General features: G+C 74.2%; 1 protein-coding gene. It reads left to right on the plus strand.

Going from position 1 to position 3,859, the window contains the following annotated elements; all coding sequences use genetic code 11:
- Positions 1–3,859: SDR family NAD(P)-dependent oxidoreductase (locus ABFY07_RS42445; protein WP_346179578.1), on the plus strand; the 3,859-nt coding region annotated here is incomplete at both ends.

A 3,859-nucleotide genomic window follows, 5' to 3' on the forward strand; every position in this document is an offset into this window, starting at 1 on the left:
GCCTTCACCGCGGGCCTGTCCGTGGACTGGAAGGCCTGGTACGGCGTGGACCCCGCCCCCGACGCACTGACCGGGGCCACCACCCCGGCCCCGCCCGTGCTCGACCTGCCCACCTACGCGTTCCAACACCAGCACTTCTGGCTGAAGCCCGGCAGGTGGGGGAGTTCCCCGGAGAAGGGCTCGGAGGACGACGAACGCTTCTGGAGCGCTGTCGAAGCGGGGGATCTCGCCGGGCTCGGGGCCTCGCTGAACGTGGCGGAGGACACCGCGCGGCAGGCGCTGGCCCCGGCGTTGCCGGTGTTGGCACAGTGGCGTCAGCGCACCCGGGACCGGGCCCGGATCGACGGGTGGCGCTACCGGACCGCCTGGTCCGCCGTCACCGGCCTGGACACGGCTCCCCGGCTGAGCGGCACATGGTTGCTGGTGGTGCCCGAGAAGCTCGACGGCGACCCGGCGGTCGGGACGGTCGCCCGGGCGCTCGAGGGCCGGGGGGCGCGGTGCACGACCCTCGCACTGGCGCCGGGCGACCAGGCGCGCGATCCGCTGGCGGAGCGTCTGCGGCAGCTGGAGGAATGGCCCGACGTCGCCGGTGTGATCAACGCGTTGGCCCTTGACGAGGCCGCGCACCCGGACCACCCGCACCTGTCGGTGGGGCTGGCCGGGACCATCGCCCTCGTTCAGGCACTGGACGGGACGGACTTCGGCGGGCGCCTGTGGTGTGTGACGCGCGGCGGGGTGTCGGTCGGCGAGGACGGCCCGGTGAGCCCGGCGCAGGCCCAGGTGTGGGGTCTGGGGCGCGTGGCGGCCCTGGAGTACCCGAAGCGATGGGGTGGCCTGGTCGATCTGCCGGTGGCCGTGCGGGAGGAGACGGCGAGCCGGCTGGCCGCGGTGGTGGCCGAGGGCACGGAGGACCAGGTGGCCTTGCGCGGAGACGGTGCGCTGGGGCGCCGGCTGCGCGCGGCACCGGGAGGCGCGCCTGGCGAGGAGTGGTGGACCGAGGGGTCGGTCCTGGTCACCGGCGGGACCGGCGGCGTGGGCGGCCGGGTCGCACGGTGGGCGGTCGAGCGGGGCGCGCGCCATGTGCTCGTGGCCGGCCGGCGCGGCCCCGCCGCGCCCGGGGCCGAGGAGCTGACGGCGGAGCTCGAGGCGCTCGGCGCCTCGGTGGACGTGGTGGCCTGCGATGTCGCGGACCGGGACCAGGTGGCCGGGCTGCTGGGGCGGGTGCCGGAAGAGCAACCGCTGCGCGGGATCTTCCATGCCGCCGGTGTCGGCGACTACACGCCGGTGAGCGACCTGGACCCGGACCGGGTGGCGCAGGTGACGGCGGCGAAGGCGGGGGGCGCGCGGTGGCTCGACGAGCTGACGCGCGACCTGGACCTGTCGGCGTTCGTGCTCTTCTCCTCCGGCGCGGCCAGCTGGGGCAGTGGGCAGCAGGGCGCGTACGCGGCGGCCAACGCGTATCTGGACGCGCTGGCCGAACGCCGGCGCGCCGAGGGCCTGCCGGGACTCTCGGTGGCCTGGGGGCCGTGGGGCGAGGCGGGCATGGCCGCCGACGAGGCGGTGGCGGCCTTCTTCCGCGACCGGGGTCTGACCGCCATGCCGCCGGAGCTGGCGCTGCGGGTGCTGGGCGACGCCCTGGGCCGTGGCGAGACGACGCTGACGGTGGCCGACTTCGACTGGGCGCGGTTCGCCGCGACGTTCGCCGGGCAGCGCGCCAGCCGGCTGCTCGCCGAGATCCCCCAGGCCGTCGAACTCCTCGAGAAGGAGACACCGTCCGAGGACAGCCCGCTGCGCAGGCAGCTGTCCGCCGCCGCCCCGGAACAGCGGCACCAGATACTCTCGCAGCACATCCGGGCCCTGGCGGCCGGCGTGCTGGGCCACTCCGGCCCGGACGCCGTGTCCGCGACGAAGCCCTTCTTCGAGATGGGCTTCGACTCGCTGACCGCCGTCGAGCTGCGCAACAAGCTCAGCTCGAGCGCCGGAATGCCGCTGCCCACCACGCTGATCTTCGACTACCCCACGGCGGACGACCTGGCCCGCCATGTCCTCGGGGAGATCTCCGGCACGCGGACGACCGTCGCCGGCGCCACCCTCGTCCCCGCCGCGGGGCCGGCCGGGGAATCGGACGAGCCGATCGCGATCGTCGGGATGGCGTGCCGGTTCCCGGGCGGGGTGACCAGCCCGGAACAGCTCTGGGACCTCGTGACCGAGGGCCGGGACGCGATGTCGGCGTTTCCGACCGACCGCGGCTGGCGCCTGGACACGCTGTACGACCCGGACCCGGACCGCCCGGGCACCAGCTATGTGCGCGAGGGCGGATTCGTCTACGGCGCGGGGGAGTTCGACGCGGACTTCTTCGGTATCTCGCCGCGTGAGGCGGTGGGGATGGATCCCCAGCAGCGGCTGCTGCTGGAGACCGCCTGGGAGACGTTCGAGCGCGCCGGCATCGACCACGGCTCCCTGCGCGGCAGCGACACCGGTGTCTACGTCGGCGCGACCATCTTCGACTACCTGTCGATCATCGGGATCTCCAGCCTCGACATGGAGGGGTACACCGGCACCGGCAACCTCGGCTGCGTGGTGTCGGGGCGGGTGTCGTATGTGCTGGGGCTGGAGGGTCCGGCGGTGACGGTGGACACGGGGTGTTCGTCGTCGCTGGTGGCGCTCCACTCGGCGGTGCGGGGACTGCGTGGCGGTGAGTGCTCGCTGGCGTTGGCGGGTGGCGTGACGGTGATGTCCACGCCGGGTGCCTTCGTGGAGTTCTCCCGGCAGCGCGGGCTGGCGGGGGACGGTCGTTGCAAGGCGTTCGCGGCGGCGGCGGACGGGACGGGGTGGGGTGAGGGTGTCGGTCTGCTGTTGCTGGAGCGGTTGTCGGACGCGCGGCGCAATGGTCACAGGGTGTGGGCGGTGGTGCGGGGTTCGGCGATCAATCAGGACGGTGCGAGCAATGGTTTGACGGCGCCGAACGGTCCGTCGCAGCAGCGGGTGATCCGGCAGGCGTTGGCGAATGCGCGGTTGTCGCCGGCGGATGTGGATGTGGTGGAGGCGCACGGTACGGGGACGACGCTGGGTGATCCGATCGAGGCGCAGGCGGTGCTGGCCACCTACGGCCAGGACCGGCCGGCGGAGCGGCCCCTGTGGCTGGGGTCGGTGAAGTCCAACATCGGCCACACCCAGGCCGCCGCGGGCGCCGCCGGCGTCATCAAGATGGTGATGGCCATGCGCCACGGGGAGCTGCCGGCCAGCCTGTTCATCGACGCGCCGACGCCGCACGTGGACTGGGACAGCGGGGCGGTGGAACTGCTCACGGAGGCCACCGCCTGGCCGGAGGTGGACCGCCCGTGGCGGGCGGGTGTCTCGGCGTTCGGCATCTCCGGCACCAACGCGCATGTGATTCTCGAAGAGGCCCCGGAGGACCCGCAGGTCACCGCTCCGGCGGACTCGGGCCCGGCGCCGGTGGGCGGGGTGGTGCCGTGGGTGGTGTCGGGGCGGTCGGGCGCGGGGTTGCGTGCCCAGGCCGGGCGGTTGGCGGAGTTCGTACAGGAGACCGTGGGCGAGGTGGCGGAGGTCGGCTGGTCGCTGGTGGCCGGCCGTGGGGTGCACGACCACCGCGCGGTGGTGGTCGGCCAGGACCGTACGGAGCTGCTGACCGGCCTGACGGCCCTCGCCGAAGGACTGCCCTCGGGCGCCGCGGTGACCGGGGAGCCGGTGGCCGGCGGGGCCGGCCCGGTACTGGTGTTTCCCGGGCAGGGGGGTCAGTGGCGTGGCATGGGGGTGGAGTTGCTGGATGTGTCTTCGGTGTTCGCGGGGCGGATCGCGGAGTGTGAGGCGGCGTTGGCGCCGTTTGTGGACTGGTCGT

Origin of the sequence: Streptomyces sparsogenes subsp. cuspidosporus (assembly GCF_039532705.1) — a bacterium.
Taxonomy (GTDB): Bacteria; Actinomycetota; Actinomycetes; order Streptomycetales; family Streptomycetaceae; genus Streptomyces; species Streptomyces sparsogenes.